Below are 26362 nucleotides of genomic sequence, written 5' to 3' on the forward strand. Positions count from 1 at the left end.
TAATGGTACCGGCCGGATCAATATAAGGGGGTAATCGAAATGATTGAAAATAGAAATGCATATATCGCAGCAACCATCTATGCAATCATTATCGGATTGTCATTTATGTTTGTTAAAGTGACATTAATGGTTGCAACACCGTTAGATACATTGGCTCATCGGTTTACCATTGCATGGATTGCTGCCACAGTGTTGTTCGTGTTAAAAAAAGAATCGATCAAAGTCAAAGTAACAATAAAAGATGTGCTGCGGATTGCTTTGTTAGCCATCTTATATCCGACACTCTTTTTTGCTTTTCAAGTATATGGGTTAGTGCATACATCTTCATCGGAAGCTGGTATTATTCAAGCAACAATACCAATTTTTACGTTAATTTTTGCAAGTATCATCTTAAAGGAAACATCTACACGTAGTCAAAAAATAGCGATTGGTTTATCTGTACTCGGTGTGATGTATATTATGTACATGAACGGGGCAGGGGGCACAAATACAAGTCTCATCGGGACTGGTTTAATTTTACTTTCAGCACTTACCGCCTCACTATACAACGTATTTGCCAGAAAGTTAACACAATGCTATTCGTTATTCACTATCACATATATCATGGCCTTGTTTGGGTTTATAGCTTTTAATGGACTGGCACTAACAAACCATGTAATGAATGGAACAGTCCATCAATTTATGCAGCCTTTTGGTCACTGGGATTTTGTTCTTGCCATTTTATATTTAGGTATCCTATCGTCTTTAGGAACGTCCTATCTTTCCAACTATGCTTTATCAAAAATAGACGCATCGAAAATGAGTGTTTTCAGTAATTTTGCTACGCTCATTACCATTTTAGCAGGGATCATTTTTTTAAAAGAGGAATTTCATTTATACCACATAGCAGGATCAATTATCATTATCATCGGTGTTGTTGGTACAAACTATTTTGGTGCAAGGGGCAAATTAAATGAAAAAATATAGTCTCTTGCTAATCATAAGCCTCATTTGGGGATCTCAATTTTTCTTCGTGGAATTAGTAACGAATGATGTAGGTTCCATTTCGTTGTCTGCTTTTAAAGCACTGATTGGTGCACTTTGTTTATCAGTGATTAGTCTGTTCCAATCAAAGAAAAACTACACAACCAATACTAAAAGATATTTTTGGATTGCACTTTTTGAAGTAGTCTTGCCGTTTATTCTTATTGCACAAGGCCAAAAGAACGTGCCGAGCAGTATTGCATCTATGCTAATCGCAATGGTCCCAATCTTCACATTAGTATTTTTCGTATTGCTCTTCAAAAAGAAAGCAAGCAAATTTGAAATAGTCAGCATAGTATTAGGATTTTTAGGAATTGTGACCTTATCGTGGCCTACGCAAGGAATTATGAACGTTTCAGGTAATATATTAGGTAATGTGTTGCTAATACTTGCTGCTATAAGTTTTGCATTGTCTTTAATTCTAATGGAAAAATTAGAAGATGGTTCTCCGGTGGTCCATATGAGAAATGTTTTATGGATTGCAAGTATTGTCTTATTACCAATGGCATTCCTTTTTGAAAAGCCATTACAAATCGGTATCAATCATTCACAAGTAATATATATTATCATTTTAGGTATATTCCATGCAGGAATTGTCTATATGCTGTATAATCTCTTAATTCAAGAAGAGGGAGCATTATTTGCCTCTTTTAGCAACTATATTAACCCGGTTATTGGTGTAACTTTAGGCTATATTATTTTAAAAGATCCATTATTTTTGCAGCATAAGATTGGCATATTAATCATTCTTTTAGCACTTTTATTTTCGAATCCTGATATTTTTAGAAAATGGGTTAGGAAGGACAATTAATAGAGAATATCCTTGTGTATAATGAGCTTTTGTTCTATAAAAAATCTCTAAAATAAAGTTAATCGGAACAGAAAATAATCTTAAATATTTTAAATTAGGATATTCAACAAAGGGCGCTATTCTTGAATAAGGAAAGTGCCTTTTTTCAGTAAAGTGCCATTTTGTGGAAGATAGGTAAAAACTTTTGAGGTGGTAATCAAAGTTGTAATTATTTTATTGAAGTCGTAAAATTAGGACAAGAACAGCAATTCTGGAGGGATTTATATCGATTATCACACTATTAATCTAAGCGAAAAACTATCCAAATTCAGTGAACACTGGTCACCCAAAGTCATTTGTGAAATGAATGACTATCAATTTAAGCTAGTCAAGATTCAAGGGGATTTTGTAATACCGATGAGGTATTCTTCGTGATAGATGGCGAGATGTCCATCATATTCCGAGATGGAGAAGTTAAACTCTCTGAAGGGGAAATGTTTGTGATACCAAAAGGTGTAGAACATAAGACTTATGCTGAAAATGAATGCCAAGCAATGCTAGTAGAGCCTAAAGGTGTAGTCAACACTGGTGAAACTAGTTCCGAATTAACTGCTGCAAACGATGTATGGATATAAACCAATAAGTCAGTTACTTTCTCTGGATAAACATACCCGATTGCTGCCACTTTCATTGGGTGACTACAGTTAAATAATCAATCAGACCGATTGTCCTTAAAGTAATAGACAATTGGTCTTTATTCTAATATTCGCTTCCCAAAAAGTCGCCCTTATCTAACCCAGTTATGATCATTAATACCTTTAGCAGATTGATAAGTCCGATTATTGTATCGAGGTATGGCTGAGCTATCTTCCGCAAACGGGCGCAATTGTTGAAGATTACAGCTAGAAAATTATCAAACTTTTTTATAAAAATTGTACAATACTTCACAAAGGAAGAATCCGTTTTGATCAATCTTTTTTTCAAAACGGGTTCTTTTAAGTCAACGTAAGATGTGGGTTTGTGAGGTATTTTTGATCAAACTTTATTTTAAAGCTACAATAATGAGTTAACCTTCACCAATATTGGCTGCCCTTTTTATGAGCAGCCCTTTTTATTTTTCTAATGAAGAATTTAAATAAACGGAAATTAAATTTATATGATATACATTAAGGTGGAGGTGAAATTTATGAATAGAGATCAAGCCCTTTTTATACTTAGAAAATACTCTCCAATGCCTGATGAAGAAGATTTAACTGAGGGAATGATAGATGAGTTCGCTAGTGCAATTGAGTATTTTGGAGATAACCCAGATCCAAGTTACATTGAAGCTATTATGATGACTTTCAGTTTAGATGATTTGTATGGAGTATATGATCATGCAGTCGATGTATTAAGAAATTTTACTAATGAACAGGTAATCCCACATTTAATTGAAGCGATACAAAATAAACATGAGAGAAGAAGATACTGGGGAACAGAGATAGCTAAATTTTTTCCCGATGAAAAGTTAATTAGTTCTTTATCAACATGTATTAACGACCCAAATGAAGAAATCAGAGCTTATGCTATTTTCGCTTTAAATTGTATTGGTCATAAGTCGGTTTTACCAATGTTACATGAAAGATTAGCTAAAGAACAAGACGAAGAAGTTTTCGAAGAGTTAAAGAATGCTATTTCAAAGTTAGAAAAGATTTGAGCGATCTTCCATTAAAAGGCGCTTTAATTGAAGATGGATCACAGAAATGATCAATCTTTTTTATAAAAGATTGATTAACCGGGATATATTAAGAGCGTGTTTTGATCAATCTTTTTTCAAAACACGCTCTTTCCTTTTGTTCATTTATTAAAGTAATTAGTATCAATTTGATCGAACTTTATTCCAAACCTACACTATATGAGATTCATAACCGGGTGGCAGGTTATCTTAAAGAGATGTATGGAGATATTGGTGATTGTGCCTTAGCAGATCATCAAGATCACGTATACGTCCAAAGTTGTTAAGGTAGGTAGGAGCAGGAGCTAATAGGCTTCTGTTTTTTTATTGCCACAAAAGACGTACCAGTCCATATAAGACGGGTTATATGGACTCTGTTCTTTTCAAAAGTCTCTGTTAAAGTTTTTTCTTAACCCCAATAAAAAAAGTACTCGATTAATCGGATACATACTTAATGATTCCATGTAAATAAACGGAGTATTCTCGCTGCACATACTCTCTTAATTTAATTTTTCCTTCTCTTTCTAATTCTTTAACCAATTCTTCAATCTTATTTTCATCTTCTTTAGTATTCTTAGGAATTTCTAGTGAAAATAAATTACCTTGATGGGCACTCTGAATCTTTTTTAATAGTTTCTCTTTATTCATTGAGGCATCCCCTTTATCTACTCGTAGAACAAATAAAAACCTAAATGTTGCTCTGGATTTATTATATCCGATTAACGTATACGAAAAGTAAAAAACGAGAATATATTCTTGTTATCAATGAGAATCTGTTACATATCCATTTTAATTCATTATTTTTCAGGCAGGTTAATTTAAATGGCACCGATTATCGCTACTTGAGTTACGAAATACCTTTACTAGCAGATGTGCAAGATTGATATTTATCCATATTGTCACTGTCAAGAAACAGTTGTTCTTTACGGTTAAGAGCAAGGGCACCTGGTGAAAGTAAATCTTAGCTATGACTAACTAAACTCCCTTGCTCAATATCAATATATTTCCCGTCATATTCATTTGTGATGCTTCGAGTAGTCTTAAGGCGTCTTTCTTTAGATGTTTTTTTAGATAAAGGCTTCAAGCATACTTCGGGCGTTAGCACTACAGCATGTAAGAAAGTAAAGAGCGACCTTTCTAACATGTTGTACGTGTCGCTTCGGCATTAAATGGCCCGATAACCACGGACTGTACGGCTAGCGCCTACATTCCATAGGTTCCTGTCCCATTTACGGCTACGCCGCCATACCGAACGAACCGAAAACCTGAAAATCAAAGAGATAAAGACGAAAGGAATGCAGCCATACGGCTGCTTTTTATTTTATTTTTCCCTTTTGCCTTCCGAATCGTAAAACAGCGCAAGCCTTCTAACCTTCCAGCCGGTAGGACACCCGAACCTTTCCGGCAGGAAGCTAAGAAGCCTAGTCAATCGGTCAAGGGGCACAAAACTTTTTTATTAAAAACGCTTCGCAACATAAAAAACTTTTGCGCTCAGAACGCCCTTGACCCATTGCCTATGCGTGTTTTTCGTTCTACTTGCAAAAGGGGAAAAATAATCCCCCTTTGGGGAACAGACTCCGCTTCGAAAAACAAAAAGAAAAACTTAAAACCCCAAATTCATTAAAGAAAAAACCTTTAGGAGGTGCCCAAAAGGCCAGACCGAAAATCAATGGAGCAGAAATGTACAAAATCACAACCACAAAGGAGTGTTTTTAATGGAATTAAACCCAATTTTTGAAGTGGTACGTATTAAACAGGAAGTAAGGGAAACGTCAGAGCCATTTTCATCATATCGAATTGCATCACCAGAGGATGCGCAAGAATTGGCGGCTTCATTTATCGCAGATGAAGATAGAGAAGTATTTCTTGTGATGATGCTCAACACCAAAAATCAGGTTATAGGGCTTCATAGAGCACATGTAGGGAGTCTGAATGCAAGCATAGTTCATCCGCGCGATGTCATAAAAAGCGCTATTCTAAATAATGCCGCATCCATTATTGTCAGCCATCAGCACCCATCAGGTGACCCCATAAACATAGTATCCTAAACTAGAGTACTCTAAGTACTCAAAGTTTAGGATTTTTTAAATTCAATACTTTAACTAATGAATATATATAGGTGTTATTTATAGTAGTTAAAGTATTTGAAGGTGGTGGCGAAATGAAAGTTCAAAAAGTAGTTGTTGAGGAAAAATCATATCCATTATACATACTTCTAGACAAAAATTTTGAAGTGATAGAACCGGTTAAGAGATATATAAAGTACTTGGATAATACGGGGAAAGCGCCAAATACGATTAAAACATATTGTTATCATCTCAAGCTGTTTTATGAATTTATGAGTCAAAGGGGAATTGGATTAGAAGATTTGGAATTCGAGGAAATGTCAAACTTTCTGGGGTGGTTAAGAAATCCAACGGGAGAGGTAAAGGTAATAGATTTACAACCAAAGAAGGCTAAAAGAGAAGAAACATCTGTTAATGCCATACTTAATGCTGTAACTAGTTTCTTAGAGTATTTAAATCGTACAGGAGATTTTAAAGCTATAGATATGACTAAAGAAGCAAGGGGAAGAAATTTCAAGGGGTTTCTTCACCATATTTCTAAAGGTAAATCTTATCAAAAAAACATTTTAAGGCTTAGGGTCAAAAAGAAACTTGTACAAGTATTAGAACTCGAACAAGTTAAAGCAATAATCGATGCGTGTCATACAAAAAGAGATAAGTTACTTATTATGCTTATGTATGAAGGAGGGCTTCGGGTAGGAGAGGTATTATCACTCCGTATCGAAGATATTTCTACTTGGGATAACCAGATTAATATCACGCCAAGAGATCACAATGAAAACGGGGCTTATATTAAGCTTAGAAAAGAACGAACAATCGATGTTAGCAAGGAATTAATGGCTTTATATACCGATTATTTAGTTCATGAATATGGGGAAGATTTGGAGCATGATTATATATTTATAAATCTAAAAGAATCTTATTTTGGGCAACCTCTAAAATATCAAAGTGTATTAGACCTTATAAGGCGATTGGTAAAACGGACAGGGATTACCTTCACTGCCCATATGTTACGCCATACGCATGCCACAGAACTCATTAGAAGTGGATGGGATGCTGCTTACGTACAAAAAAGGCTAGGTCATGCACATGTACAAACAACACTTGATACGTACGTTCATCTTTCTGATCAGGATATGAAAAATGAATATAAGGCGTATCTTCAAGGGAGAGAAACATAAAAATGAAATTTCCAAGCGTTGCAACTAATCGAAAGCTTGTCACTAGCACAGAGATTAATAAAAAAATAGCGGATATGACTAGTGTCTTACAAGGGTTTTTGGCAGCAGATAGATGGGATATAAGAATTTGCCCACATCCTAGTGCGATTGAGTTAAGTAAGAATCCATCATTAAAAAATCGTTGGGTAAATTTCAATAAAGTCGAAAATATCTGGTTGAGAACAGAATTAAAGTACTTTTATTATGTTCACTTAAATAATGGAACTTGGAATGCAAAATCTGTTTGGATTAGAAAAGGAACAGTGATAAGCCGAATGTTAGGGTTTTTAAATTTGAAATATCCTGGCATTACATCTATAACTGAGGTGCCCATAATAAAAGCTTTGACGGAATACCGAACTTACTTAGCGGAACAAGGAGTAAGAACTACGACTAAGAACTATAAGCTTGATGTAAATCAACAGAAAATCACTGTACATGCGAACTCCTACTACGTTACTAATCTTAAGCAATTTATGGAATTTTATGAGGATTTCTATTTTGATGGCGAAGAATGGGATAAAGATGTTTGGAATCGAAGAAAACTTTCGTTACCGGAAGATAAGGTAAATCCAACATCCTATGAGTATATAATCAATTTTAAGGGTTTTGAAAATGATTATTTTAAAGAAATCGTCAAGCGGTATTGTAAACTAATGTTAAACACATCCAGCTTTTCTCACGTAAGAGATATAGCCTCAAAATTAAAAGAGTTTTTTAATATTATGAACAAAAATTGTGAAGGTATACGAAGGATTCATCAATTAACTAGAAATGAAATTGAGCAATATTTAAATTATATTAATTTAAAGGGATTAAAACCTAGTACTACAACTGGACGAATATCTACTTTAGACGTTTTTTTCACTACAATTCAAAGGTATGACTGGGAGGATACTCCTTCTAAAATCCTGATCTTTCAAGAAGATTATCCTAAATTGCCGAAGGCACTACCACGATATATTGATGAACATGTACTTGAACAATTAAATGGGAAATTAGATAAATTGGAACCTTATATAGCCGCAATGGTTATGGTAATACAAGAATGTGGCATGCGTATCAGTGAACTTTGTACATTGAAAAAAGGGTGTGTCATAACTGATAAAGAAGGGGATTGCTTTTTAAAGTATTATCAGTGGAAAATGAAGAAAGAACATATCATTCCTATTTCTAAAGAAATTGCTGCATTGATATTAGTTCAAGAGCAAAGAGTGGCTGATGAACTCGATGATGGATGTCAATATGTATTTCCCCGAAAAGATGGCTCTCCGTTGAAGCAAGATACCTTCAGGGTTAAATTAAATGAATTAGCTTATGAAGAAAAGATATCGGATAATAAAGGAGAGATTTTCCGATTTCATGCTCATGCCTTTCGGCATACAGTTGGCACTAGAATGATAAACAACGGAGTGCCACAGCATATTGTTCAAAAATTCTTAGGGCATGAATCACCAGAAATGACTGCAAGATATGCCCATATTTTTGATGAAACTCTAAAGAAAGAGTTCATAAAGTTTAAGGAAACTTTGGTGACGAATAACGGTAGCATTCTGGATTTAACCGAAGAAAATACTGAAGCTGACAACACAGATCTTCAATGGTTTAAAAAGAATATCAATGCACAAGCACTTCCTAATGGCTATTGTCGTTTACCAGTAATTGCCGGACCTTGTCCTCATGCAAATGCTTGTTTAGATTGTACGAACTTCTGTACAAGTAAACAATTTCTAAATGAACATGAAGAGCACTTAGACCGAACTAAAGAAATATTAAATAGGGCTAAACAGAACCAATGGCAGCGTCAGGTTGAAACTAACGAACGTGTTAAAAATAGATTAGAGCAAATTATTCATTCGTTAAAGGAGACGAATTAAGATGACTAGAAAGAGTAACACAACTGCCATAATTCAACTATCTAAAGAAAAGTCGGAGAAGACAAGAACTAAGGTTGAAAAGACAATTTCAGAGATGGCATTGAAAAAAGAGAGGATTAATTTTAATTCCGTTGCACAAAAGGCAAATGTTTCAAAGTCATGGCTTTACAAACAAAAAGACATCAGAACTAGAGTAGAGACATTAAGAGGGATGCAAATAAATGAGTTAGCCCCTCGTAAACCTAGTAAAAGTCTCCGTTCAGAGGATGTCTTAATAAAGACCTTAAAAAGCCGTATAAAGGCACTAGAAAAAGAGAACGAACAGTTAAAGGATCAAGTTCAAAAATTACATGGCAAGCTGTTTTAGCGGTATCGTGCTTCTTGTAATTGACAGGGTATTCAGATTATAGTGTAAACTTTTGCTTTAGGTATTTGTTAAAATAAACTTGAAAAGTATAATTTATGAGATCGTTTTTCAACAATAGGGCCATTTAACGGAATAACTTTGTGAAAAACAGCTGTTTCATGAAATAATAAAGGCGATATTGGGGATTACTTATGACAAAAATAATAATGGAGACAAGAGTAGTAAATGATATTCCAATTTTAAGTATTTTTCAGGAGAAATTACATAGTTGTCCGTTGGTATTTTTCTTTTTATTTATTGTAAAATGTAGGTTTGGGAGGTATTTATGATCAAACTTTATTTTAAAGCTACAAATAATGATAATTTTTTTATTATAAATATTCATTCGGAGGAAATGAAGAACTACAATTAAACTTGTAAAAAGGGCAACGTCTTTCGAGACGTTGCCCTTTTTAATTAATAGTATTTTTGTTAAAAGACTTTCCTTAACCGTCCGCTAAGTTGAGCCTAAATTTAGGTTATTTCACTTTTCTCATGTTCCATCAACTTTGTATGACTTCAATTGGTGGATATTGTGAAATCTTTGTAAGAGTAAATAGGAACTATTTTTGTTTCGTAATTGTTTATAATCTAGGGAAATTGTTGTTTATAGCGTCGATAAACAAAAAGAAGCAGCTCTAGTTCAACGTGCCTTTAATTTGATTAAATATTCTTTACGAAATGTGGGGTTTTTCACGTAGACCAGGGATTCAAATAAAAAAAGTGGAAATAGATGATTTATTAACCTAGTTTAAAATTAAATAATTACTAAAATAACTGGTTGAAAGCAGCAAAACCCCTACAAATCAGCCTTTTGTTGATTTTAAAAAACTTTGTTGACATGCTATGCGTTGCGTAGTATGATGTGTGCACAAGTAATATTGTACTCGTTAAAGGCAAGACTTTTTCAACGAATGTGTATTATTGGAGCTTCGATCAAAGGGCTGTGTAGGAGGTGATGTTATGGATATACAATTAAAACGTGGCTTACTTGAAGTTTGCGTATTGACAGTTCTTTCAAAAGAAGACTCGTATGGATACAAAATAGTCAAGGATTTATCTGAGCATATTGAGATTGCTGAATCAACATTGTATCCAATCTTAAAGCGTTTGGAGACCCAAAATTGCGTGACAGTTTACACGATTGAACACAACAGCCGATTGCGAAAATATTACAAAGTAGAGCAACAGGGTAGAGATAAAATTCAGGACTTTCTAAATGACTGGGAGTCTGTATTAGCTCTATATAAATTTGTTCAGGAAGGAGCAGAATATGAATAAATCAGAATTTTTATCAAAACTCGATGCTAAACTTAGTACCTTGCCTCGAAGTGAAATTAACAAATTTCTTGCATATTATTCAGAAATAATTGACGATCGTATGGAAGATGGAATGAGTGAAGAAAATGCAGTACGTGGTCTTGGAGACATCGAAGAGATAGCACAGGAAGCAATACTTGATGCTACACCTCTCCCGAATCTCATTATCCCTAGTGGATCACTTTCTAAATTAGATATTTTACTCTTACTTATGTGTTCGCCATTAATCATTGCTTTATTTGCTTTGATTTTCGTTTTTTATGCAGCTGTATGGTTAGCGATCATCGGGCTATTTTTACTCGATCTTTCCTTCATGTTGGCTGGTATAGCAGGGATCGTTGCTTCGATTGTCGATTTTAGTGACAATATGCCAATTAGTATACTTATGTTTATTGGCAGTTTGATTTCTATTGGTATTGGGATCTTTACATTCGCCCCAATTAAAGTGATTTCCAAAAAAATATTGGGACTGACGACATGGTTCATGAGAAATATTAAGTTGAGATTATTTAGAAAGAGGTTATAAATTATGAAAAAAACGTTTAAGAAAATTGCAGCTGTTATTGTTACGCTTGGTTTAGCGATCATTATTTCTGCTTGTACAACTGATTCTGATTCGCAAAAAAAACCGATTTCATACGAGGAAAAAAGTTATGCTATAAATGCAGATGAAGTTACCCAAATATCTCTGTCTGCCAAAGGCCGTACAGTTGAAGTGATAGAATCGACCGACAATAAGATTCATATTAAGTACTTTGAAAGCGACAAGGAATTTTATGAAGTAAATGTTACAGACGAAAATGAATTAGTGATGAAATTGGCAACTGATAAAAATTGGAAAGATTATGTAGGTCTGGACACTGACAAAGCTCATCGTACTGTACAAATAGCTGTTCCAAGTGGTATTTCTAGCGGAGTAAACATCCTTACTTCGAAGGGAAGTATTGTTTTATCAGACGTAAATATAGGTGGTTCAGTTGAAGCGACAACTTCAGATGGCATTATAAAAATGACTAATGTAACAGTTAATAATAATTTGAAATTGGTAACGAAAAATGATGATATCGTTTTATCTAAAGTAAGTGCAGTAGGTACCATCGATGCTGTAATCTCAAATGGCAATATAAAAGTGGCAAAAATTGCGGTTGACGAAGCATTGAAATTGACAACGAAAAATGGTCATATTACAGGAACTATTGTAGGTTCATATGATGTATTTAGTATTTCTAGCAGCGCTTCCAAAGGTGATAATAATCTACCTGAAAATAAAAAAAGTGGTGATAAGACATTAAACGTCAGCACTAATAATGGTGACATAAACCTTGAATTTGTTGATTAATCGCTTCCGCTGAATGCTATGCTCACATCAATTATGTGGATGAAAATGGTCAAACATTATCCAAACTTGAATAAGTGTTTGACCATATCCATCATTGATTTCGTTTGAATGGTCAATCTCTTACAGATTGTAGATGATGAAATAATGTCGAGGTTAAAACCGACAAAATGTTTAACGGGCATCAGAAACCATTTAATAAAAAAATGGTTTCTGATGCCCATTTTCCAATTAATCCACTCAAAATGATTATCTTAGAGATTCAAGAAAAATTGATGCTTGTTTTCTTGACTTATTGAACTAACGACGCAGCATTCCTGTAATCTGAAAGGAAATCTAGAGTTTGTGAAATAATGCACTTAAGCTAACGGGTGATTAGTTAAAGATTCGCTCTCCGAAATAATCAATCTTTTTTTAAAAAAACAAACTTAAATCTGCTGGATAAGAACCCATTTTGATCAATCTTTTGTCAAAATGGGCTCTTAATTATTTATTGTAAAATGTGGGTTTAGGAGGTGCTTATGATCATACTTTATTTTAAAGCTACAACAGAAGTGGTACATACTTATGACCGTAATCAATTACACCTAACCATTACATTGCATTTTTCCGTTTGATTTAAATGCGTTAAATACATGTCCTTAAAGTAAAAGCATTGATGTTAATGGATTTTTAATAACTTACTCTTGATAAGACCCCTCCCCTAGCCGTGAAGATATAGAAGTAACGAAGCGATTAGCAGAAGCGGGAAAAATTATTGGAATTGAAGTCCTTGACCATGTGATAGTTACCAATACTGGAAAGCATGTCAGCTTGAAAGAAAAGGGTTATCTTTAAAATAAATAACAGGCAAAGGGTCCTTTCCCCTTTGCTTGAAAGGAGAAATTTATAATTAGCGAGAATGAAAGAATTAGTGAAAAATAAATATAAACGGAACAGAAACTTACGACCTTTACTCAAGATGAGGGGGAGAACGAGTGTTGAGGGAAATGACTGAATGAAAGTTGGTCCAGGCTAATCAATCGTCAGAGGGTGATGATTACGCAATGAAGAAAAAACTACCATTTTTTTCTTTATTATAGGCCGGCATCGAGCCCTTGCGGCTGCTGAAGCAACCTTTAAAAACGTTTGAAGGATTATGCAAGGTAGTATGAAACAGATGGACAATGGTGCTCTTGCTTTTCATCCTGTTAGATCTAAACAGTTCCATTTGGAAAATTATCTGAACGTTCAATTGTAGTTGCTTTTGTTTATGCGCTGTTCTTACTTATGTGGATTTTGAATAAAGTTTGAGTGCGACTTTAGGGACCTCTTGAAAAAATTAGTACCGGAATGGGAAATTACAGTGTTTGATAAGCTAGCAAACGCAGGAGAGGAAAACTCTAACGAATGGAATAATGCGGGAACGGGGCATGCAGCACTGTGCGAGCTTAACTATACGGTAGAAAAACCAGACGGATCTATAGATATTAGCTAAGCTATCAAAATTAATGAACAGTTTTAGCTTTCAAGACAGTTTGGGTCTTATCTTGCTAGGCTCAAGTGGAGTTAGTATAGTTTCTTGGACACGGTTTAGTTAACTCTCTATGATAAAAAATAAGAGGGGAAGTGTCCGGCATGGAATCAATAAACAAGCGTAATTATAACGATGATTTTAAGAAAATGGTGGTGGAACTTTATCACACTGGTAGCTCGGTGAGTACGTTAAGCAGCGAATATGGTGTATCTGAAGTCACAATTTATAAATGGATTAAAGCTCTTACTCCAGTGAATGGAGAGGAAAATAGTCTAACACCACAGGATATAACTGAAATCCAAAAAGAGAATCTTCGAATGAAACAGGAAATTGAAATCTTAAAAAAGGCTATGGCCATATTCGCCAGAAAGTAACCGATACCGAGCTAACAAACTTGATTCACGATCAAAAAGAAGTGTTCCCCATCCAGTTCATGTGTGAAGTGTTGGATATGCCAAGAAGCACTTACTATCAGTCCTTGATTAAAACAGAATCAGCACGTGACCGGGAAAACCGACTGCTTCTTGAACAGATTCAGTTGATCCACATCAAGAGTAAAGGCCGATATGGAGCACCTAAGATTCATTTCCTTCTATTAAAAGCAGGGTTTTCGGTTAGTCTTAAACGAGTTCAACGAATCATGAGAAAGGCGGGAATCTATTCGATTACGATTAAAAAATTTCGTCCACAAACAAATAGAAAACCGATTGAGGCACGTGAGAACGTGCTACAACAGGATTTTTCCACGTCTAAATTGAACGAAAAATGGGTGGCCGATATCACCTATATCCACACTTTGCGAGATGGCTGGTGTTATTTAGCGACGGTCTTAGATCTGTATTCTAAAAAAATCATTGGGTATTCTTTCTCTCGTTCCATGACGACTGAACTTGTTTTGCATGCTTTAAACAATGCCGTTTCTATCCAACAGCCAACGCCTGGCCTCATTTTGCATACAGATCTTGGCTCGCAATACACAAGTGAAGGTTTTAGCCAAGCGCTTAAAGAACAGAAAATTATTCCATCTTTTAGTCGCAAAGGTTGCCCATACGATCATGCATGTATTGAATCTTTTCATTCCATTTTAAAGAAGGAAGAAGTCCATCACGTAACCTATTTAAATTTCGAATCGGCGAACGCAGCCTTGTTTCAGTTTATTGAAGGCTGGTATAATCGTCGCCGTATTCACGGCCAATTAAACTTTCATACGCCGCAAGAAGTTGAAAATCAGTTCCATCAATCAGCATGAAAAGTTAACTTATTTGTGTCCAGGATATTGACCTAGATCCACAAGCCTAATCAAAATATGTTTGAACATAATTCATTTTTCGCTAAATAATAATTATATTTATTATGTTAAGTTTTAAAAACAATCATTTTACCTTTCCATTCTTCAATACTTCTTCCCATATTTAATTCATTTTAGTTGTGTGAAATTTTCTAAATACTATTGATATTGATATAATTGATGTATCTTTTAATCGACTGAAAGATAAACGTCCATGCTTATTATAAATCGCTCTTAACTCACGCATACAATCATCTTTTGTAATAATAGGTGGTGTTGAACGTTTCGTTTTTACTTTATTCTAAAATTTCGGCAAAGCATCCACTGCATCCGCCAAATCACTATATGAATCCTTCGAATATTTACTCGTCGTCGCAATATTACTATGGCCGGCCAACCTTCTTACTTTTTCAATGTCGTTGTTTGAAGCTTTTAGCAACCATTGACAAGGGTGTAAATAACTTATCCTATGTTGTCATAATTAAGCAATCTTTGATTCTGGAGGTGATAAGTAATGATTATTCACCTCAGATTACTAGATAAAATAGAAAATAAAAGGAAAGAAATGCTTCAAGTTGCAAGTAAAGCAGGATTAAATCGTTCAAAAACAATAAAATGCAGTCAAGAACTTGACAATATTTTAAATTTGCATATTCTTGATAAAGAAATTATAGGGTATGATAATGAAATAAAACTACTACTTTTAGATGCTCGAATAGAGAATGATTAGGTGATGACAAGGAGAACTAATTACTATGAGATACAACAGAGAAGCACATTTTCGCTATACTTTTGAAAATCCCATCCAAGCATATTTTCAGATTATAAAAATTGATGGCGAATCAGTAAAGACTTCGGAAGGTGATGCAAGAATCATCAACATCAGTCCGGGTGGAGCAAAAATACAATCAAAATTGAATATACCAGAAACAGATCATAAATCTATTGGGCTATCCATCCGTTTTAAGCTGAATGAGAAAGAATTGACCTATAATGGCTTCATTATCTGGAAAAAGGTATGGGGTGCAACAATTGATTATGGCATCAAGATGGAGGAAGATGATGACGATAAAAAGGAATTAATCGACCAATTAAAAATTCATTCAAAAAATGTCATTGAACATGGTCATTGATTTTTTTAAAAAGGCTGTTTTCGCATAATGCTATTTTGACCATACTCCTGCTCGCTTTACTGGTTTATAAAGTGTTCCAACGTCGAATTCGCCAACACGTGACGGAAGAAAAACCCCTTATCGGCGCAGCTAAACGCAAGTTAGTCCATCCGACGGGGCAAGCAATCTTCCAAATGTTTGCCTACATACAAGTCATTGTATTAGAACTTCCAAATGGTGAAAAACAACGCCAATTTGGTAAACCACTCACCTATGAGCAACGAAAGGTACTTACATATTTAGGATTTGATGAAACGATCTACCTATGAAATGAATACATGTTAAAGCTGTGGGTTCCGAAAAAAATAGGCGACCGACAGCTGTTTTTCTTGAATCTTATCACCTTAAAAAAACCACTGCCCTAAAATTAAAAGAATTAGCTGTGGTGGGTGCGAAATGTGAGTTTATTGTCACTCAACACTAAATCCACCTTTTCCTGCTGCTATCTCAATCAGGAAAAGGAGTAACAAATCATATATGATTTGTTACTCCTTTTGCGTTGTTATTTTTGATCTTTTCAAGATGTTCGGAACTACCTTTTTATTTCATTTTTTTCGTTCATCTTATTAAAGAACTGATATCGATCGGTTTTAATAAAGCTACAATTTGGAACAAGTGATTTTTTTTAAGAAGGATCGCCAGTTTGTTAAGTACCTGAGCTAAACCAGAAACGAAGGTCAAAAGAAAAAAATAAAAAAAGGGACATCACACTTCGTTTAAAAGAAACGGACTCTTTTACCATAATTTTTCACGATTCAAATTTTCATAGTCAACTTCTGTATTGAATATGATTGTAAATTGATTACAAAAAGTTCTTGTATCATAATTACCTTTAATAAATTCATTAATAAGGTAATATAGTGATCCTTTGCTGTCATTTATGTTCCATCCTCTAATTATTTTTTGGGTATTGCTGGTAACGGACCCATCGCTTTTCTAGCATATTCAAAATGGTAAATTGTGTTGGTCGTTTTATCATATAGCACTTCCAAATTGTATTTCATATCCTCGATTTTTTTGGCCGTTCGCAACGGCTGTACGTTCTTTTCTTTCATGATTTTCCTCCGATATCGTACATTCAACGTATGATAATGGTAGCTTATCAAAACAACCTAGTAATATCAACAATTTGAATGTACGAAAATATCTAAAATCATACATTCGTAAAAACACCTTCTTCAACTAAAATAAGGTGGAGTATTAATCATTGGAATAATAGTCAGAGGTGAAGTTATGAGGAAATATGCTTTTCTTAAGGAAAAGATTGATGACCCGTTAGATGGATGCCAAGACGATATAATTAATTGTAAATGATTTAAATTTGTGATGTTTTATACTTTAAAGTAATTGGAGGACTGAATGGACACAAAACAATTAAGAAAATGGGCAGAAAAATATGACGTTGAGAAGAAAACGATTGAAGGGTTTTGGTACTATATTAATTCTTTTGAAAAGGAAGAGGGAGAACCGTTTTTTGACGGGAACATTGATAAAAGTCAATTAAATCTTACTTTAAATAATATAGGACTTTTCATTGATGCTTGGAGTAAAGACTCATACAGACAATATGGATATGATTATATTATTTCATATTTACCAGTTATCCATAAGGAAGATCATTTGGGTACCTATAAAATGTTTTTTAACCTAAATGGAGAAATATGTGATGATTCGTTTTCACCTTTTTAAAGCTAGCTTACTCAACTAACCAGGCTTTAGTGAAAGAAGAATTTGCATAAACACCCCTTTTTTATGCAGCTACTAAGCTTATTCAGAAGCCGAAAATGTTGATTCATCAACCATGTATAAAATCATGTATAAACGATAAAAATGGACCATTCGTAACCCCTTGAGTATCAAGGGGTTTTATGTTTCGGAAGTTCCGAAAATTCATTTTATGTTAACTAGTTTCGTATAGAGTATTCATGTGATACATTAAAGCCTTATTCAACTAAAGGGCCATATTGTTTGATAGTGTAGGATAGATTGGGGGTTGGTCTCATAGCTTATCTATTGTTCTTAGTGGGGATTATTTTTTGTATAAGGCAGTTTTCCTTGGCGAGAAAAGGAAAGGTAAAAACAACCTTATTTATTGCAATTTTATTCAGTGTGATTGCAGTGCTAATGATTCTTTTTGCCGTAGATTTTGTAAAGATATATCAAACTATAATCGCCATTATATTATGGATTTTATTCGGTTTAGCGCTGGCAAAGAAAGGCATCACTAATAAGGGGAAAAGAGGTTAAATATTATGGAATTTGTTATAACGATTGGCGTTATTGTGATAGCAATTACCTGTCTTTCTATTGAAGGAAGTTTGAGAAAAACTAAGGAACAAAATAAAGAAATTATAGAGTTATTAAAACAGGTGAAACCAAAATAAGCTAATAGAGTTATTAAAGTAAACGGGATACTTATTGTGAAAATGGGGGGATTTGAAATAATTAAATGAAACATTGGTTAATTGGGGGAGTAAAAGATGCGAAATATTAAAGGGTATTGTTTGTTTATAATTTTCACCTTGTTGCTAACAGGGTGTACCGGTGTAGAGAAAGAAAAACCGTCATCAAATACGAAAATAACCATTGAGTCATATAACATGAGTGAAAAGGAAAAACTGCTCATTAGCAAGACTGGTGTAGGGCAAATTGAATTTTTTAGGCTGAATGGCACTCTTAAGGAAGATGATAATTTGCAATTTTCAGTGGAGGAATTTGAAAACGGTAAGTTTAAAAAGGAGTTGCAAAATACTTCAGATGGACCGAAAGTAAAATTTAAAGACAGCCTCATTTCTTTTGGAATAAGTGGTATTGAATATGAAAGTCATTCTTTAAAGCTGTTAACTGGTGTACCATCTGGACTTACTATAATGGAGTATTCAAATAATATGACAATGTCTTCCTTTAGTAAGTTAATAGGCGAAAAGATTACTTTAGAAAAAAATAAACCTGCATATTTAGTAGCGTGGTTAGGCACTACTAAAAACAGTTTGCGTTCTGTTGAAAGTGAAAATGGCGAATTACCTACAGGTATTGAAGAAGCCGAGATTGCACTTTTATACAAAGTTTTATGGACTGATAAAGAAAAGAAATAACTTCCGTTTTGTTAAACAGTCGGGCGCTTTGCTTGAACAAGCAGCTAAAAGGATCTTCCAGCCGAAGATCCTTTTTAAGTACCTATAAGGGTGATTATGTTAACTTACTTGAAGGTCATACGTATTTCACATGGAATAATACATATATGAGTTTGAATGAAATGAGGGTGAACAATTTATGAGTGTAGATCAAAAAGCATCCATACGAAGCATTTTAGAAGTACTGGTACAAGAGGGAATAAAGACAGGCGATGTGGCTAAACAAATACCTGGCATAAGTGAAAAACCATTTAGACATGCATTAAAAGAGGCTGGATATGAATTTAGAAACTCTGGTCAAAAGGGTTGGTTTTTTATTGGAGAAGGTGAAGAACCCCTTGATAAAAGCATTTTTGATTATGTGAAATCGAGTTCACCTAAAATTCATACAGCTTTCACACGAAGTAATCAGAAGTTCGCAGAGAGTAATAAGGAATTCACACATAATTCATCTATTGTTCATGAGCAGTTCTCCCAAGATGAAATCCATATGATTAAGGAAATGCTTAAATCATGGCAAGAGGTTACCCCAACTACACAAACCAATGAACCAAGTCTTTATGATCGCGTCAAACAGTTGCCACAAAGTAACAAAACAAGAAAGACTATTGTTATTGATCGTGTCATTGGTAAACGTTTAGATGAGCTTTGTAAAGCTGAGAGGATCAATAAGTCTGATGTGTTTCATTTAGCATTAGCCGACTTTCTAGAAAAATATGAAAAGTGACCAAAGAAAAAAAAAGGATTGGATATCTAAGAGGTACCCAATCCTTTTTTTGCCGATAATTCACTTTATGTAAACTAGATTTGTATAGAGCATTCATGTGTTCCTTAGAAACCTTGTTCAACAAACGGCAACGTATTGATAAAGAAGGTATTTTCCATACAAACTGGATGGAGTAAGACTCCTTGTTTTCTTAATATAAGACAAAACTGCCAGTAAAATGGTTGGTTTTGTCTCTTTTTTTCTGGAATTATTAATCGGAAAGCATTATCAGTCAAAAACATTAAAAATGAAAGCAGCTCCAGAGAATGTCTTTTTTATGCTGCAGGGGTAAAATATATGTAAGCTTTACAACGCTTAAGAAAGGCGTGAGGGCTGTGGAAGATCGAAATAATTTGTCTTTTGATGAATGGATTATTGCATCTTATCGTATGCAGAGAGTGGATTTCTATCCTTTTCAATTTCACTCATATCACGAATTTGAGATTTATTTCTTCTGTTGATTAAAACCGTTCTAGCGAATGCTTTTTGCGTCAACACGCAATAAAATTGAATTGCGCCCAACCAGAGGCGTTCGTGATTCTTGCGTTACCCAAAAATAATATAAGCGAGGAGTGTTTACATTACAATAGTAAATGGTGTTGCTACTACTATATCTAAAGCAAATATGCCGTTGTCATTATTATTATTATTAGGACTATATTTGAATTTTACATTTGACAAAAAATATTTTAGACCTATTATGAAATTTTTAACTTTCCGATACGGTTTAGGGCTACTCTTTGGTTTAGCATTATACTTCTTCCTTCCTTTCGATCAAATGTTTCGATATACACTCTTAATCGGACTATTACTACCAGTTGGAATGACAGCTTTAGTATTTGGAATTGAATTGAAATATAAGACCACTCATTTAATTGCCATGATCGCAAATATTACAATTTTGATTAGTATTGTAATATTATATGTTTTTGCTATCTTTATACTTTAAATTATTGGTTTCAGGTACGGAGTTAAAAACGAATACATAAGGAAATAAGGGGGACAACTATGACAAAACTAGGCATACAGATCTCAAGCGTTCGGGAATATCTTCAAACCCCTGAGGATGTCTTGGCATCGTTCAGCAAAGTAAGTGAGATCGGTTATAAAACGATTCAAATTCAATGGATCAACCCTGAAATCCCAATGGACTTCATTCACGATGTCTTAAAGGAAACGAGGTTGGAATGCATAGGAACACAGGACCATTATGATGTGGTCATTTCTCATTTGGATGAAGTCATAGAAATCAACGACCTTTGGGGAGGTTCTTACATTACCGTCAGCGGGATTCCAGAGCGCTACCATTCTTATGAGGGCTGTCTGGAGTTTGCAAAGGAGTTGAATAAACTTTCAGAATTCCTTGAAACAAAAGGAAAGATTCTGAACTTCCATCCAAGATATATGGATGTGTTTCAATATGATGGGCAAAATTCACTTGACATCATATTCGAAAATACCAGAAGGGACTTTCAATTTTTATTAGACATCTATCAAATCATCTATGCAGGTCTAGATCCGATTGAATGGATTTATAAGGTGAAAGGACGAAATGATTTAATCCACTTCAAGGATGGGTTGATCGATTCGGATGGAAATGAAGTGCTCATGCCTGTTGGGCAAGGCGCAATCCAATGGAAGAAAATCTTCGATGCCACGATCGAAACTGGCGTAAAATATGCTTTCGCGGAACAGGAGAAATGGCAGAAAAATCCATTCCAATGTTTAAAAGAAAGCTACGATTATATTATGATGAATGGAATAGAGTGAAACATATGAACATGTGAGACCACTGGTTTCAATAAAAAAATCGCCCTCTTTTGTAAAACGAAGTAGAAGAACAGCTAAAAGAAGAAGTTCAAACGATAGAAGCCCAAATGACTCCGCAATAGTTTGTGAACTTTCCTATTTAAAGTAACTGGTGTTTTAATTCAACAATGCGACCACCAATTTGGTGGTTTTTTGAATGTACGAAAATAACTAAAATCATACATTCAGAAAAAACTTCTTCAATTGACGTAGCAGTTTAGTGCAATAATGCAGTTATGCAACAAGGGCGTGGTATTTGCTTGAACCAGTTGTATAAAAGTATGCAAATGCCCCCATAATGAAAGAATCTCCAACAGGATGCTGGAGATTCTTAAAATTATTTTTTAAATTTATCCGGAAATTGCTTTACAACTCCCGCAGAGATAGTGTCTGCCATTAGGATTATATGTGTGATCCCTTCGTCAATTGAAACGATTCTTGTATTCCAATCTTTTGCTAAGCTTGCAGATAAATCATTTGTCACTAATTTCAGATGCATATACAGCAAATTTTTTAGATCTTCATTTTTCAAATAGGGGTTGGCACCGCTAAGGAAAGCTGCTATTTCATCGGCATTTCTGTACCATTCTTTGTTTAGCTGATTCACCAAGGCTTCATTTCCGCTTTTAGCCGCATCTACAATCTTTCCCGCAATAACAATATGCTCCTTAAGCAAATCAGTAAGTTTGTTCCCAGCTTTCTCTCCGTATACTGGCTTTACAGCATTACCAATACCCTCCTGATTTTTCAGAAGCCTAGTCAGTACCTGTTTTTGATCCTCCGCTCTTGCTGTTGTTGCACTTGTAATATAATTACTTGTCCACAATACATGATCAATCCAAAGTCTCCTGAATTTATTTTCGAACTTTACCTCAGATTGGCTAATGTATTGTACCTGTGGTTTAGCGTAGGTACTTGTTCCAGCCACCATGTTTAAAGGAAATAACAAAATAAATCCCATCAACAATAATTTTTTCATAAAACCTTCTCCTTCCAAAGTTAAAAAAAATCCCCTTTTTATTATTAATATATGGGATTTTTTTATTCCTAAAAATGGTTCTACTTACCTTGTTGATCTGTAAATAAGTGTCTTTTAAATGAAGGAGAAAAAAAGAAGTGACTATTCAACTAAAGGGTGCGTTAGTCGAAGGACAAGTAAGTAATTTAAGTCTGAGTTCATATTCTAGTTCTTCCATTAAAGGACGCGATTATGGTAGATCAGAGATAGAAAATGATCAAATTTTTTTATAGAAATCAAACTTAAATCTGCTGAAAAAGAATCCCTTTTGATCAATCTTGAACTGCTCCCTGTCAAGTAGACAGCGGAAATAATAAAAATGCTTTAAGCGGCTTGAGCCCTGTATTCCAATGGACTTAAGCCGTTCAATGTTCGTTATATATAATCATTTATTGCCTGTTGTAACGCTTCAAACGTCTCATACTTATGTAGATCATACTTTTCACACTTCAGCGTTCCCCAAAAAGATTCCATTGGTCCATTATCAATACATTTTCCTACACGTGACATACTATGAATCATCTTTGCTCTTTCTATCTTTCTTTTAAATCCATGTGATGTATATTGATAACCACGATCACTATGAACCAATGGTGGTTCATCGCGTTTTAATGCGGCGATGGCTTGATCCAATGTCCGAAATCCCCATTTATTATTATTGGAATGACCACATGCATAACTAATAATGGAACCGTCGTAAAGATCTAAGATTGCACTTAAATAAGCTTTCTTTCCATTTTCTAATTTGAACTCCGTGACATCTGTTACTCATTTTTCATTTGGCTTACTTGCAGTAAATTCACGGTTTAATAGGTTTTCAGCGACATGTTGTGCTGGAGAAGAAACATATCGTTTTCTTTTTTGACGGATCACGGACTGTAATCCGGCGATTTGCATGAACCGATAAATACGTTTGTGATTGAATGTTTTTTTCCATTGGCGATTAATAATTAATGTTATTCTTCGATAACCATAAATACCCTCTACTCGTACATAAATGGCCCGGACATCTCGAAGAAGCGCTTCATTTTCTAATTCCCTAGCTGTTGGCTTACGTTGTAGCCACTTATAATAAGCAGCATGAGATATACCCGCAACTTTACATAAAAGGATCACTGGCAGACTTTCCTTTGTATGTAACTCTTGAATGGCTCTATCTTTATTTTGTAGACGAACGCTTGTTAACGACGCCTCCTTTCGAGTTCCTCTAACTTTTTTAAAAAGGCATTTTCTGCACGTAATCGTTCATTTTCACGTTCTAAATGTTTCATGTCCAGCTTGAATTTTTCTTCAGCTGTTAATTCATACTCTTCTTTTTTTCGACCACGTTTATCTTGAAGTGCTTCTTCACCATTCACTTCATATTTTCTTTTCTGCTCTCTAATAGTCCCGGGATCAACAGAAAATTTAGCGCTAATATCGGCTATTGAATGATGACCATCTTTATAAAGGTGTAGAATGGCTAATTTCTCAGCTTTAGAATATTTAATTCGAGCCATAAAAAATACTCCCATTAGATAAACAGATTTTATTTTTTAATCTGTCTACCTAATGGGGAGCATATCAAAATGGATTCTTATCCAGCAAATTTAAGTATCAGTTTTATAAAAAAGGTTGATCATTTATGAGCTGCATCTCTACATATGGTGTAACTTTCGGAGATATTTTGCGCTTGTTTTAAGTGCTAATTTGCACATCTAACTTTTAGAAAGAAAATTGAAAATCTAAACGAAAGTGAAAACCTAGTTATTATTTATCCTTCAAAACATTGGTGTAAACTTATGTGAGTGTATATTTGAAATAAAGATTGATCAATTATAATAAAGTTAATTGAAATGATCAATTTTGTTTATTGCTGTACTCCTGAAGTAGCACACCCTGATCCTGGTTCAGGAGTCCGGCAACAGTCTAGAAAAATACGAATAATAATAAAAGACCAGTTCCCGCCGTGAATTAGTCTTCTTCCTTGATACTGTTCATTTAAATAATCAAAGTGGTTTCTCTTAACCAATAAGAGACAAACTCCCACTGTGATTTTCAGTGAAAGGATGCTAGCATTTCAACGTTGTAGGAGTAAATCCACCATATAGGAGAGAGCGCCATAAAACGTCAATTTCCAGCCAGCTGCAGTGCCACTGCTATCAAGAAGAACAAAAATGCCAAGATTGCTGCTGAGGAACGAATTATATCCAATCGTCCCCATCGCTTAACTAGCACCTTCCAATTACTTGGTGGAGAATCGGGTTGCCAGTCGAGAGCACCTTTGTTAATAGGAACAGTTCCTACCAACGTGAATGCCATGAGAAAGAGTAATGCAAGTACTCCCGCGCACTGGAAGACGAAGACGGACCGAGTGCTACCACCAAAAGTTAGTAAGGCAACCCCTGACACGATTGTCGGTAAAATAATTGCAGGCACTAGCACACGTAGTCTCAGAATCAATGCTTGACGGGCTTTAATATGAGATTGTTCGTCCAGTATAGACATGGATACATGTACCCCGTAGCGAACCACAAACTCTTCACCTGCTAAGATGCCAGCAAGAAATAAACAAACGATTTCAATAGTTATTTGGAACATTGAGTTTCCTCCCTATAGTTTTTGTAATGAGACGCAATCACTGACGATTGACCCGTCCTATGAGAAATTGTAACTGTTCTATTTTTACTAGTTAATCTCTGATGTTAGGAAAAGGCATGACTACTCAAATCACTATACTTGCCGACCGGTAAGTTGTCAATTATAATTAAATATGAGAATGGAAAAGGAGCGAGAGTAAGTGAAACGAAATGGAAACGAGACTAAAGAGGAAGCACAACGTGTTGCATTGGAACTTTTTATTGCCAAGGGATTTGAGGCAACATCACTTCGTGAGATTGCTGAGGAAATCGGCATTAGTAAGGCCGCACTGTATTACCATTTCAATAGCAAAGAGGATATTGTCAAGTCTATTGTTTCCGCCCGCAGCAAAGAAGTAACGGAACTCCTCAACTGGGTCCGCAATCAAGATCCAGCCTCCGACCTTCTGGAACGCACGGTTCTTCGCTGGATAGAAACGACCTCTGTAGAAAAGTTACGTGGCATTCGTTTCGTAAATGCGAATCCTGCCGTAATGAGGAATATGAGCACGGGCATCGGTGAAAATCTTGGTGCAGTGGCTGAACTTGTTACGGGTAAAGGCTCGGACCCCACAAGGAAACTGATGGTCAGAATGGTATTTCTAAGCATCAACTCAGCCGTAATGGCTGCTGAAGGAACCCAACAATCGGACGAAGAAATCGTTGCGGCCTCGAGAGAAATGGCACTAGCTCTTCTTGACCGCCTTCGAGAATGCTAATTCAATCATCGGGCTGAAAAAAACTAATGTTTGTCAATTTTTTATAAAAACAGGTGTGTAATGACAATAAAGTTGTTTAATTTTGAAGTCGAAAATAAGCATTACATCGTCCGCAAATGTGGACGGTGTAAAAATAAAATTGTTTAATTTTTGGTGTAATTGCTGAATAACAACTCATAGATGTAACAATAAATTCGTTTAAATTGATGGGGGTGTCCCATAATCGCGCCCGTTTGTTTAAGTATAATTCCTCACAATACCTCTTCGTATTGAACAACATATGGAGTGAACAAAAAACCAATAAGTCCTATAAGAACTCCTATATCAGGCATCCCAAAGATGTTATCGAAAGGAGAAAGAAAAAAGGGAAATATCCATATTGGCAAAATAGACATGGCTACAAATGTAAATCTACCAAAAATGGTGATCTTATGTTTAGTACCACAGTTGTCACATTCAATTGGTTTATATGTCCACCAAAACGATTTAAAGATTTTACTCCAGCTAAATGGTGAGTTGCAGTTTTCACATTTTTGCAAATTAACCCACCTTAAAATTTGATTTTGCTAA

At 34.9% G+C, this 26362-nt stretch carries 28 protein-coding genes and 6 pseudogenes; 24 read left to right on the top strand and 10 right to left on the bottom strand.

The genetic code is table 11. The features are described from left to right. Positions 1–39: 39 nt before the first annotated feature. From AC625_RS11070 to AC625_RS11085, 4 genes and pseudogenes are all read left to right on the top strand, one after another. Complete coding sequence (locus AC625_RS11070; RefSeq protein WP_049681337.1) at positions 40–966, top strand: DMT family transporter; 927 nt, start codon at positions 40–42, stop codon at positions 964–966. Beyond that, positions 953–1834, top strand: a complete 882-nt coding sequence (locus AC625_RS11075; protein ID WP_049681338.1) for a DMT family transporter — start codon at positions 953–955, stop codon at positions 1832–1834. The genes AC625_RS11070 and AC625_RS11075 overlap by 14 nt, the downstream gene beginning before the upstream one ends. Positions 1835–2098: 264 nt before the next feature. Further along, positions 2099–2448 (top strand): annotated as a pseudogene (locus AC625_RS11080) (cupin domain-containing protein). 551 nt (positions 2449–2999) lie between these two features. Next, entirely contained in the window at positions 3000–3509 is a 510-nt protein-coding gene (locus tag AC625_RS11085; RefSeq protein WP_245644986.1) for a HEAT repeat domain-containing protein, read from the top strand. A 453-nt stretch (positions 3510–3962) separates the two neighbouring features. Here the strand turns inward: AC625_RS11085 and AC625_RS11090 are convergent, their stop codons facing one another. Then, entirely contained in the window at positions 3963–4175 is a 213-nt protein-coding gene (locus AC625_RS11090; protein ID WP_049681340.1) for a hypothetical protein, read from the bottom strand. A 1067-nt stretch (positions 4176–5242) separates the two neighbouring features. Between AC625_RS11090 and AC625_RS11095 the strand changes: the two genes are divergently transcribed. The 10 genes and pseudogenes from AC625_RS11095 to AC625_RS11135 all read left to right on the top strand — a co-directional run bounded on the left by AC625_RS11095 (position 5243) and on the right by AC625_RS11135 (position 14517). Continuing rightward, positions 5243–5575 carry a JAB domain-containing protein gene (locus tag AC625_RS11095; protein ID WP_049681341.1) on the top strand — a complete coding sequence of 111 codons (333 nt, stop codon included), beginning with the start codon at positions 5243–5245 and terminating at the stop codon, positions 5573–5575. Positions 5576–5688: 113 nt separating this feature from the next. After that, positions 5689–6774 carry a tyrosine-type recombinase/integrase gene (locus AC625_RS11100; protein ID WP_049681342.1) on the top strand — a complete coding sequence of 362 codons (1086 nt, stop codon included), beginning with the start codon at positions 5689–5691 and terminating at the stop codon, positions 6772–6774. Positions 6775–6776: 2 nt separating this feature from the next. Beyond that, complete coding sequence (locus AC625_RS11105; RefSeq protein WP_049681343.1) at positions 6777–8690, top strand: tyrosine-type recombinase/integrase; 1914 nt, start codon at positions 6777–6779, stop codon at positions 8688–8690. 1 nt (position 8691) lies between these two features. Continuing rightward, entirely contained in the window at positions 8692–9057 is a 366-nt protein-coding gene (locus AC625_RS11110; protein WP_049681344.1) for a DUF6262 family protein, read from the top strand. A gap of 1002 nt (positions 9058–10059) precedes the next feature. Next, positions 10060–10377: a PadR family transcriptional regulator gene (locus AC625_RS11115; protein WP_049681345.1), complete on the top strand. Its 318-nt coding sequence runs from the start codon at positions 10060–10062 to the stop codon at positions 10375–10377. Then, positions 10370–10942, top strand: coding sequence for a DUF1700 domain-containing protein (locus tag AC625_RS25115; RefSeq protein WP_053178074.1), 573 nt, complete (start codon positions 10370–10372; stop codon positions 10940–10942). Before AC625_RS11115 ends, AC625_RS25115 begins: the two co-directional genes overlap by 8 nt. 3 nt (positions 10943–10945) lie before the next feature. Next, positions 10946–11755: a DUF4097 family beta strand repeat-containing protein gene (locus AC625_RS11125; RefSeq protein ID WP_049681346.1), complete on the top strand. Its 810-nt coding sequence runs from the start codon at positions 10946–10948 to the stop codon at positions 11753–11755. A gap of 690 nt (positions 11756–12445) precedes the next feature. Further along, positions 12446–12589, top strand: a pseudogene (locus tag AC625_RS25765) (JAB domain-containing protein); the annotation flags it as partial. A gap of 452 nt (positions 12590–13041) precedes the next feature. After that, positions 13042–13226 (top strand): annotated as a pseudogene (locus tag AC625_RS25770) (malate:quinone oxidoreductase); the annotation flags it as partial. Between the two features lie 143 nt (positions 13227–13369). Further along, positions 13370–14517, top strand: a protein-coding gene (locus AC625_RS11135) for an IS3 family transposase (RefSeq protein ID WP_425415443.1) whose coding sequence is annotated in 2 segments (ribosomal slippage) — positions 13370–13616 and positions 13616–14517 — 1149 coding nt in all. Because the reading frame shifts where the segments join, the coding sequence is not laid out codon by codon here. Positions 14518–14857: 340 nt separating this feature from the next. On the opposite strand, the pseudogene AC625_RS27745 reads toward AC625_RS11135, so the two are convergent. Beyond that, positions 14858–15004, bottom strand: a pseudogene (locus AC625_RS27745) (tyrosine-type recombinase/integrase); the annotation flags it as partial. Positions 15005–15070: 66 nt separating this feature from the next. On the opposite strand from AC625_RS27745, the gene AC625_RS11140 reads away from it, so the two are divergent. The 3 genes and pseudogenes from AC625_RS11140 to AC625_RS11150 form a co-directional block, all read left to right on the top strand. Continuing rightward, on the top strand, positions 15071–15286 hold the full coding sequence (locus tag AC625_RS11140; protein WP_049681348.1) for an aspartyl-phosphate phosphatase Spo0E family protein: 216 nt from the start codon (positions 15071–15073) through the stop codon (positions 15284–15286). A gap of 25 nt (positions 15287–15311) precedes the next feature. Next, positions 15312–15689: a PilZ domain-containing protein gene (locus AC625_RS11145; protein ID WP_049681349.1), complete on the top strand. Its 378-nt coding sequence runs from the start codon at positions 15312–15314 to the stop codon at positions 15687–15689. Between the two features lie 41 nt (positions 15690–15730). Beyond that, a pseudogene (locus AC625_RS11150) lies at positions 15731–15997 on the top strand (IS1634 family transposase); the annotation flags it as partial. A 627-nt stretch (positions 15998–16624) separates the two neighbouring features. On the opposite strand, the gene AC625_RS26725 reads toward AC625_RS11150, so the two are convergent. Continuing rightward, positions 16625–16783: a hypothetical protein gene (locus AC625_RS26725; protein WP_156187507.1), complete on the bottom strand. Its 159-nt coding sequence runs from the start codon at positions 16781–16783 to the stop codon at positions 16625–16627. A 304-nt stretch (positions 16784–17087) separates the two neighbouring features. Here AC625_RS26725 and AC625_RS11155 point away from each other — a divergent pair, with 304 nt between their 5' ends. The 6 genes from AC625_RS11155 (at position 17088) to AC625_RS11180 (ending at position 21398) form a co-directional block, all read left to right on the top strand. Then, positions 17088–17417, top strand: a complete 330-nt coding sequence (locus AC625_RS11155; protein WP_049681351.1) for a hypothetical protein — start codon at positions 17088–17090, stop codon at positions 17415–17417. A gap of 366 nt (positions 17418–17783) precedes the next feature. Beyond that, the gene (locus AC625_RS11160; protein ID WP_049681352.1) at positions 17784–17975 is read left to right on the top strand and encodes a hypothetical protein; all 192 of its coding nucleotides are present in this window, start codon (positions 17784–17786) and stop codon (positions 17973–17975) included. Between the two features lie 5 nt (positions 17976–17980). Continuing rightward, positions 17981–18112, top strand: coding sequence for a hypothetical protein (locus tag AC625_RS28190; protein ID WP_281177226.1), 132 nt, complete (start codon positions 17981–17983; stop codon positions 18110–18112). Between the two features lie 96 nt (positions 18113–18208). After that, positions 18209–18823 carry a hypothetical protein gene (locus AC625_RS11165; RefSeq protein WP_049681353.1) on the top strand — a complete coding sequence of 205 codons (615 nt, stop codon included), beginning with the start codon at positions 18209–18211 and terminating at the stop codon, positions 18821–18823. A gap of 178 nt (positions 18824–19001) precedes the next feature. After that, the gene (locus tag AC625_RS11170) at positions 19002–19589 is read left to right on the top strand and encodes a hypothetical protein (protein ID WP_049681354.1); all 588 of its coding nucleotides are present in this window, start codon (positions 19002–19004) and stop codon (positions 19587–19589) included. A 1047-nt stretch (positions 19590–20636) separates the two neighbouring features. Beyond that, positions 20637–21398 (top strand): sugar phosphate isomerase/epimerase family protein, encoded by a 762-nt coding sequence (locus AC625_RS11180; RefSeq protein ID WP_049681355.1) that lies wholly within the window; start codon positions 20637–20639, stop codon positions 21396–21398. A gap of 376 nt (positions 21399–21774) precedes the next feature. Here AC625_RS11180 and AC625_RS11185 read toward each other — a convergent pair whose 3' ends face one another. From AC625_RS11185 to AC625_RS11200, 6 genes and pseudogenes are all read right to left on the bottom strand, one after another. Then, positions 21775–22416, bottom strand: a complete 642-nt coding sequence (locus AC625_RS11185) for a hypothetical protein (protein ID WP_049681356.1) — start codon at positions 22414–22416, stop codon at positions 21775–21777. A gap of 414 nt (positions 22417–22830) precedes the next feature. Continuing rightward, a pseudogene (locus AC625_RS25780) lies at positions 22831–23208 on the bottom strand (transposase); the annotation flags it as partial. 15 nt (positions 23209–23223) lie between these two features. Further along, entirely contained in the window at positions 23224–23571 is a 348-nt protein-coding gene (locus AC625_RS25785) for an IS3 family transposase (protein ID WP_180320091.1), read from the bottom strand. Positions 23572–23636: 65 nt separating this feature from the next. Beyond that, a complete protein-coding gene (locus tag AC625_RS25790; RefSeq protein ID WP_082191049.1) occupies positions 23637–23954 on the bottom strand; it encodes a helix-turn-helix domain-containing protein in 318 nt (105 codons plus the stop codon). Between the two features lie 350 nt (positions 23955–24304). After that, the gene (locus AC625_RS26730) at positions 24305–24466 is read right to left on the bottom strand and encodes a hypothetical protein (RefSeq protein WP_156187508.1); all 162 of its coding nucleotides are present in this window, start codon (positions 24464–24466) and stop codon (positions 24305–24307) included. 98 nt (positions 24467–24564) lie between these two features. After that, positions 24565–25035 (bottom strand): anthrone oxygenase family protein, encoded by a 471-nt coding sequence (locus AC625_RS11200; RefSeq protein WP_049681357.1) that lies wholly within the window; start codon positions 25033–25035, stop codon positions 24565–24567. 199 nt (positions 25036–25234) lie between these two features. On the opposite strand from AC625_RS11200, the gene AC625_RS11205 reads away from it, so the two are divergent. Then, a complete protein-coding gene (locus tag AC625_RS11205) occupies positions 25235–25792 on the top strand; it encodes a TetR/AcrR family transcriptional regulator (RefSeq protein WP_049681358.1) in 558 nt (185 codons plus the stop codon). 251 nt (positions 25793–26043) lie between these two features. Here the strand turns inward: AC625_RS11205 and AC625_RS28550 are convergent, their stop codons facing one another. Next, the gene (locus AC625_RS28550; RefSeq protein WP_049681359.1) at positions 26044–26331 is read right to left on the bottom strand and encodes a TIGR04104 family putative zinc finger protein; all 288 of its coding nucleotides are present in this window, start codon (positions 26329–26331) and stop codon (positions 26044–26046) included. Positions 26332–26362 lie beyond the last annotated feature (31 nt).

The organism is Peribacillus loiseleuriae (assembly GCF_001183985.1).
Lineage (GTDB): Bacteria > Bacillota > Bacilli > Bacillales > DSM-1321 > Peribacillus > Peribacillus loiseleuriae.